This window comes from Sphingobacterium shayense, assembly GCF_013179575.1.
Classification (GTDB): Bacteria; Bacteroidota; Bacteroidia; order Sphingobacteriales; family Sphingobacteriaceae; genus Sphingobacterium; species Sphingobacterium shayense.
The window spans coordinates 24,424-31,558 of sequence record NZ_JABMCQ010000028.1 but is presented as its reverse complement, the minus strand read 5'-3'; the positions used below and the strand labels follow the sequence as shown (position 1 = coordinate 31,558).

At 41.4% G+C, this 7,135-nt stretch carries 3 protein-coding genes; all 3 read right to left on the bottom strand.

The annotated features are described in order from the left end of the window. Positions 1-1,527, bottom strand: a 1,527-nt coding sequence (locus tag HP439_RS05515; protein WP_172389344.1) for a glycosyl hydrolase, incomplete at its 3' end; no start/stop codon positions are given. 4 nt (positions 1,528-1,531) lie between these two features. Further along, entirely contained in the window at positions 1,532-4,825 is a 3,294-nt protein-coding gene (locus tag HP439_RS05510; RefSeq protein WP_246229263.1) for a glycoside hydrolase family 2 TIM barrel-domain containing protein, read from the bottom strand. Then, positions 4,803-6,962 (bottom strand): alpha-L-rhamnosidase-related protein, encoded by a 2,160-nt coding sequence (locus tag HP439_RS05505; RefSeq protein WP_172389343.1) that lies wholly within the window; start codon positions 6,960-6,962, stop codon positions 4,803-4,805. Before HP439_RS05505 ends, HP439_RS05510 begins: the two co-directional genes overlap by 23 nt. Between the last annotated feature and the right edge of the window lie 173 nt (positions 6,963-7,135).

The following is a 7,135-nucleotide window of genomic DNA, read 5'->3' as shown; positions in this document are numbered from 1 at the left end:
AGCTATTGTTTGCCGATAGTCATGTAAAAAAGCTTCCGATTCATTTACACTTCCCACAACATAACCCGCCAACACAGGGATAAATGTTGTTAAATCGTATCCTCGCCGTTTTTGAAATTCTTCGGCCATTCGAGAAGTCCAGTTCTGGCTTCCAGATTCCCAAGAATCGATATGATATACGGTCAATACGTCGCGGGAAAGCTCCGGGCCGACGGCTTTTTTTGCCATTCCGTACCACTGTTCAAATTGATAGGCTACGATATCGGCATCCAGCTTGTCGCATTCTAAGCCTTTTGCTGCTCCTGCTGTTTCATTTTTATGACCTGTACTGGTATGTCCAACACGCAAAATACGCCAAGTTCCCTTTGGTAATCGAAGATCGATTGCACCTTTTCCATCAGGACGATTAAGCAGTCGTATACTTTCTTTAGATATTGTACTTTCTGATCCCACGTAGTTTTCTGGAGTCGCAAGGGATACACGCCATATCTCGCCAGTCTTTCCCTCATATTGATTAATTTTAGGTTCCTCCAACAAGGTGATTCCCAATAATTTTAAAGAAGGCTTCCATTTTGCAACGTCTAGATCTTCTGCACCGGGCTGCGAACCTTTGGGATCATAAACGAACCGGAAGTACTTGGCCTTGGTTTGAGGAATAGTGTGAGTAACACCATTATCCCAATCAAGCCAACCCATACGAGGAGATTTCAGCTGTTCTATCTCTTTAAACTCTTCACCGTCATTGCTAACAAGCACTTTCATTCTATTTACTTGATAGTTCGAGGCACTCCATTCAATTTTTAACGCATTGCAGGTGAACAATTCATCAAACTCGTACTGTATCCATCCCGGTTCACTGGTACCGAAGGCTTCCTTATTACCTTTCTTTGCAAGTCGATCTAAATTTTCATTATAGCTACTTGTTACTTTTGGTTTTAGCGATAGACTAGTCTGTAAAACATGCTTAATCGGAATTGCAAAAAGCTTTATATCTTGATAATAACCTTCGTTTATCGTGGGCCGGGGAAGTTGAATTCGTAAGGATTCATGATCCCCGTTTGAGTTCACCGTCGTATCGGCATATACCACTTTTTGCATAGACTTTGCTGGTGTAATCCAGGGACCTCCCGCCGTAGCAAACCCATCGTTAGGGAACATAGCTATTTGAATGTTATAGAGCTTAGCTTGTTCGACAAGGTATTTAAACATATCCCACCACTCAGGACTCAACGTTTCGGTCACCGTATCATATAAAGGAGGACTGGTTTTATCCTTTATGGGAGTAAAGTATGCTCCTGCAATCTGCTGATCAGCCATGGCCTTTAAATCTGCTTTAATCCCTTCTTTGGAATAGCTTGCATGCATAAAGTACCATACAACCCACGGTTTTGCGTCCTCAAAGGAACGCTCACCAAATGAAACGACAGAGGATGGAATACCTTTTATTTGCGCATGGAGTTTGTTTGTACCGATAAGCAATATCGGTACAAAAATTAAAACATATATATTGTTTACGAGTTGTCGCATGTATTTACTTGAGCCTGTTAACGGAATACGGAATCAACCGGAATGAATACTCATAATCTTTCGCGGGTATCTGATATTTTGATAATGGCTGAGAAACATCAGTCCAGGTATCATTACCTCCGATACCCATCTGTATCAAATCAACATTTACCGTGATTTTATTCTCTTTTTTTAATTTATACCAATGTTTGGTAGTTTCTATTTGCTCTAACGAGTATGGCCATGCACTCATCTGAAGTGGCCGTTTGGCATGTATTCGAAGGCCCGCATGCGCATTCTGCAGGGTAAACCATCTAACTTCCATCCGGTTTCCATTCTCCTGAGGATAAAGATAGTCTTCCATAAAATCATCAATGGTACTGCTATACACACCCAAATCTGCTCCATAACCTTTATCCAGGTAATTTTCATGTGGTCCTAAACCGTAATATGAAATATTTTCAAATGAAGGATTAACCCCCAGTCGCATCCCTACTTTTGGAATATTCGGCAAAGCTTTGTTTACCGTAAGATTATATTGTACTTCGATCACTCCCGAGGTATAAATTCGGTAATGAACATCCACTTTTGCAGAATCTCCAGGTAGCGCGTACTGCGTTTCAATATTGACTGTTGAATGTTCTTTTTTAACATCAAAAGACTTTAATTGAGGTTGCGAATACCAATAGCGTAATTTATTTTGAGGCTTCCATCCACGCCGATCATTATCGGTAGCCGGACGTAAAAAATTAGGAAGTGCATCTGCGGTGATCACCGGTTCGCCTTTAAATATTAATTCCCGAAGCCCGCCTGAGACCTTACTAAAGGAAGCAATAAAATCCTTTCCTTTAATTCGGTAGGTCGAATCTTCATCCACTATGGTCATCAAGCCATTATTATCCTCCTTTAGAACCGGCCAATCTTCTACATTTTTCCAATCTAACGGAGAAGAGGAAACGACAAAACCTTTGGAAGCCCATGGGAGATCACTTTTTAAGCGAAACTGCAAATCCAATTGGTATTCTTTATTATCCTTCGTTTTAAAAGGAATAAATTCCTGCAGATCCATTGTCGTCGAGTCTCCAGGAAGTAGATTTATATCGCGAAGTTCTAATTCGCTTTTAAGCACCCCGTTTTCTTTGACCACCAGGACCGCTTGATAATTATTTAGGTTTAAGTTCGCTGCGCGATTTTTCAGCTTAATACGGGCTCTGTTCTGCTCTTCCATCGTGACTTGGGCAATCTGATAGATGCGTTTGTTTTCCCACATCGCTGCCTTGGGGTTGTTCCAAGCATCAACAATACCATTAAGGCTAAATGATCCATTATGTACTTTCTCTCCGAAATCCCCCCCGTAGGACAGCACCTTGCCATATACACTGTCTTGGCGTAGAAGGGCTTGATCTTTGTAGTCCCATATAAAACCACCGATCAAACGCGGATGACTACGGAATATATCCCAAAAGTCCTTGATGTTACCGGTAGAGTTTCCCATGGAATGAGAATATTCTACAAATAAGATTGGTCGCTTATCGCCGTTATCTTGATTCAGTAATAGCTCCGGAGTAAATATGCCCGGGTAAAACCTTGATACCATGTCGACATAATACTGGTCCTTTATATTTTGAATCCTATGTGCATGGTCGTTGGATTTCGGGTATCTGGCATCAGAAGGATCAATATAACCTGGCAATTGGTGACTTCCCATGGCAGGCTCGTAATGAACCGGACGAGTGATATCAAAATCATGAACCCATGCCGCCATCGCAGCCGTTGTAGGGCCTCGACCAGACTCATTCCCTAAGGACCAAAACACAATTGATGGATGGTTTTTATCACGCTCAACCATTCGGGTTAAACGCTCCATATGCGCGCCAATCCAGGTGGGATCATTCATCAGCTTCCCGCCTAGACCATGAGTTTCCAAGTTTGCCTCATCCATCACCATTATCCCATAGCGATCACAAAGCTCATAGATATAGGGATCGTTCGGATAATGCGATGTACGAATTGCATTAAAATTAAACTGTTTGATCTGTTTGATATCCGCCTCCATATCCGAACGGGTTAACGCTTTAGCACGTTCAGGATGGTGGTCATGCCTGTTAACACCGTATACATAGGTCTCTTTTCCATTAATCAGCAACTTACCGGTCTGTTTTGAGAAGGCAATACTCCGAATACCAACCCTGCATGTCCTAGCATCTATCAATTGATTATTTTGATCATATAAACTAATCACCAAACGGTATAAATTAGGGTCTTCAGCGGACCATTTCTTCGGATTTGTAAGATCCCCTTCGAGCAGCCCAAACTTCACATTATCTAATCGCGGATAAATTTCATTAACAATATCATTCGCGCTTCTTTTTAGCGGGTCTTTCCACACCGGCTTATCCATTTCATCATACAATTGTGCACGGACAATAAAACCATTAAGGCTGTCTCCCGAGTGATTGACAATCTCAGGACGCACAGAAAACAATGCGTTTTGATATAATGAATCTAAGGCCGCCTGCCAGTGAAAATCAGCAATTCGCACCTTAGGTTCTGCCATTAAAAGCACTTCTCGCTGAATACCACTAAGGCGCCAGTGATCTTGGTCCTCCAAGTAGGACGCATCACTCCAGCGTATAACCTGAACAGAAATTCTATTTTCACCTTTTTTCAAATAAGGGGTAACTAAAAACTCAGAAGGCAGCATGGAATCTTCCGCATAACCGACATAAGAATCATTAACCCATAGGTGATAGGCTGAGCTTACACCACCAAAATGTAGTGTCACATCCATATTATCCCAGTCCTCAGGCAGGGAAAAACTGCGTTGATAAGAGCCAACAGCATTGTAATCTGTCGGAATATACGGGGGATCAATAGGTTGAAAAGGATAAACAGCTGACCGGTAAATAGGAATATCATAGCCCTTCATTTCCCAATTTGATGGTACTTCAATCTTATCCCAGCCATTCACTTTACTTTTATAAAAATCTTTCGGTGCATCGGCCGGTTTTATCGCAAATTTAAAATCCCATTGCCCGTTTAGAAACATCAGCCTATCACTATTCTCGCGGTCATCTTTCAAAGCCTCATCAATCGACGAATAGGAATACGACGTAGCCCGCGCAGGCTGGCGATTTATCGAAGTAATTAGAGGATCTTCCCAAGGTGAGGCAATATCTCCTGAGGGTATCCTAGGGATCACCGCCGGCTTACCATCTACCGTCTGCGCACGTACGGTGTTGGGTACTAAAAAAGTCAGCAATACACCTGTAAACAAAAATAGGATAGAAGCCTTACTAACCCGCATATTCCACCTCATAAGACACTCCTTTCTCCAACTCCAATGTGTATGATTCATTATCCTTCTTTCTAATATTTCCCGTATTTGTTTTGGGAGGTGTTTTACTTTTAATACGAAGCGTACCTACGCCGGTTGGGGACAACACTTTAATTTTACTTTTTGAAACATAGAGTTCGATTTCGCCCTGCGGCGTCGGCACTTTACCCTCCATCCATTCCAGTGATCCCAAATAAGGTGAAACTTCATATTTACTATACCCAGCTTCGGTTGGTTTGACGCCTAAATAATATTTACCCAATAGATAAATTGGACTTGCTCCCCACGAGTGGCATAGACTTTTACCAAATTCTCTTCCATACATCTCATAATGCTCAGCGCCATTCTTGGCCGGATTGTACTCTTCCCAAAAGGTTGTTGCACCGAGGTTCAGCATCCCACCCCAATAATCCTTTATTTGCTGTAACACGTAATCTTTCTCTCCGACCTCACACAGCGCCTCAAGCTCATAGTAACGCATATACGGTGTCATAATTTTTTGAACTTTATCGCTCAAAAGGACGTTTTCCTTTACGGCTTCCCGTTGCTTGCTGGTCAAATAATCGAAGAAAATCGCAAACATATTAGTATAACGTGTAACATTTTGTGTTTGCTTGCCATCAACGCGGCTATGCACAAATGCCCCTTTCTGCTCATTCCAATAATAATCAAATAATTTGTCCTTTAAAGAGCCTGCATGCTGCGCGTAAAACGTTTTGTCTTCTTCATTTTCTAAAAGATCGGCGCATAAAGCCATGGTTTCTAAACTTCGAGAAAGAAGTAATTGCTCGAAGCTAACTTCGCCTTTTTTACTCAAACCCTCTGCCCAATCGATGAACACCCAGTCTCCAGCCATACCTTCCATAAGACCATCGTCGTTTCTACGTTCCAAACAGAACTTCATAAGAGATTGCATACGCGGGTAGATCGACTCAATAAATTCTTTATCACCGGTATATTGGTAGTAATCGTATATACTTAAAAACCAATAAAACGTATAATCCATGATCGTATTAATATGGCTCACCGTCGGTTCTTTACCCCGAAGGGCTAAAATGGTTCGTTTTACATTATCGCTATCAAAGCCCAAGTAATAATTCATCGCGTAGGATTGGTAAGCATCACCACTCCATATCCAGCGATCACGCTTTATTCCATCAATGAAAAATTCACGTGAAGTCAGCTCCATGGTATATTTTGCAACATCCCATATTGTGTTAAGCTCGTGATCTGAGCTGCGAAAATATCCCCGTTCTTCAACCGGAAGATATTCGTACTCCATGGCAACTTCCTCAAAGGTTACTGCAGGATCTTTCTCTATATATACATATCGAAATGCTTTGGAAAGCGTCAAGGTACTGTCTTTAGCCTGAGTCAATAGAACAGCTATATTATCCAATGTTTCTGTCGTTGCTTTCGACAATGCTTCTTCTTTTGATTCTCCGTAATAAACAGAAAGATTGCCTTCGCCCTTTAATTTTAAAAAGGAGAGAAAACCAAAAGTATTTTTACCAAAATCAACCAGTGTACCCTCCCCATGTTGCTGCACAGAAACCGCTCGCTCATTACGTGTCGGCAATGCAAACTCCGACGGGCGCCGATCATCGGAATCGAAATTCCACGATCCCGATTTTACGTAAGTGGTCCCCGATTGGTCAGAGGCCTTCCCCGTTTCATCTATCCATTCCTTATCTTCGTAGGTAGCTAACCAGCTATTATCGGTGTACACCTGTTTGCCTGAAATAAATAAAGAGGGTACGTGTGCCTGATTATATACTTTTATATTAATTTTTTGCTTCCCCTTGGGTAGTACAATAGATTTAGGCATTCCTGCTAGCATCTTACCATTAATCTTTACGTTATACTTTCCCTCGGTATGAATACTTATTTCTTCTTGCTCACTGAGATCGAACTCCTTATGAAACTCTACCAAAACATAGTGCGAATCCATTTTCCAAAAAGGCGGAAAAAACGTTCCACGCTCGGTGCGACGGTTTTGCATATCGTTACTCAACCACACCTCAAAGTCCCCCGGATACCAAATCCATGTCCCTTTGTTTTGTGCGAGTAATATAGTCGATGTGCTTAAATAAACGATTAATAAGGCAAGTCTCTTCATCAAATTTTATTTAACATATTAGGTAGTAACAATGATAAAATAGTATATACTTTTATCGAAAGAGCTTTTGCTATTTTTATAAATGCGGCGTCAGTAATACGATACAAAAACGAGGTTATTGTGTCACCTAAGTATAAATAAAGAGCAAAGAAGCGCAACAACAAACATACTTG

Coding starts and splice junctions, on each gene's coding strand:
- HP439_RS05510 (WP_246229263.1), bottom strand. CDS start 4,825: ATGAGGTGGAATATGCGGGTTAGTAAGGCTTCTATCCTATTTTTGTTT.
- HP439_RS05505 (WP_172389343.1), bottom strand. CDS start 6,962: ATGAAGAGACTTGCCTTATTAATCGTTTATTTAAGCACATCGACTATA.